Genomic DNA, 781 nt, shown 5'->3' with positions numbered 1-781 from the left:
CAGTCTCGCGACTGAAACCAACGCCGTCACGGCATCGATTTGAAAAACCCATTCACAATGTCAAAAAGCTCACGATCCATGGGATCGTAGGACCGCTGCCTCGGCAGCGGATCTCGTGTCTTCATCTCTGGATATTGGCTAGCGCCGTTCGCCTCAGCTTTTCGGAGAGCACGCGAAGCGTGTCTCGACGAAAAGCTGGTGGAGCCTATCGGGATCGAACCGATGACCTGATGCTTGCAAAGCAACCGCTCTCCCAGCTGAGCTAAGGCCCCGAAAGTTCCGAAAGTTCCGGGAAACGAACAGCGCACGCTTGCGCCGTCAGTCGCAGCAAAGCTGCGCCTTGTGGCGCGCTCTGCAGCGCTGGCCGTCCTGGTTTCGTGCGATTTAGCAGGGCTAAATCGCCTCGAAACTGGCGGAATGGTGGGCCGAGCAAGAGTTGAACTTGCGACCTCACGCTTATCAGGCGTGCGCTCTAACCACCTGAGCTACCGGCCCATTCGCCATCCCGAACTAGCCACAAAAGGCCGCGGGCGGCGTGAGCCAGCTCAGGCAATCGACCCCGAAGAGGTCGATATCCAGTGATGAAGGGACATGAGGACGGCGGCAAATGTTCTTTGGAATGGAGGAAGCTCTTCTCACCGGGCGAACCGATGAGCGCTTTCCGCCGATATCCTTAGAAAGGAGGTGATCCAGCCGCAGGTTCCCCTACGGCTACCTTGTTACGACTTCACCCCAGTCGCTAAGCCCACCGTGGTCGCCTGCCTCTCATTGCTGAGTTAGC

2 tRNA genes and 1 rRNA gene are annotated in these 781 nt (G+C 58.0%); all 3 read right to left on the bottom strand.

The window, feature by feature from the left end:
- Nucleotides 1–196: 196 nt before the first annotated feature.
- Nucleotides 197–272, bottom strand: a tRNA-Ala gene (locus CA234_RS24150).
- 146 nt (nucleotides 273–418) lie between these two features.
- Nucleotides 419–495: transfer RNA gene (locus CA234_RS24145), tRNA-Ile, on the bottom strand.
- A gap of 182 nt (nucleotides 496–677) precedes the next feature.
- A 16S ribosomal RNA gene (locus CA234_RS24140) occupies nucleotides 678–781 on the bottom strand; the annotation flags it as partial.

This window comes from Sphingomonas sp. ABOLE, assembly GCF_003950455.1.
Classification (GTDB): Bacteria; Pseudomonadota; Alphaproteobacteria; order Sphingomonadales; family Sphingomonadaceae; genus Sphingomonas; species Sphingomonas trueperi.
The sequence above is the reverse complement of the archived record's forward strand: the minus strand, read 5'-3'. Positions and strand labels throughout refer to the sequence as shown.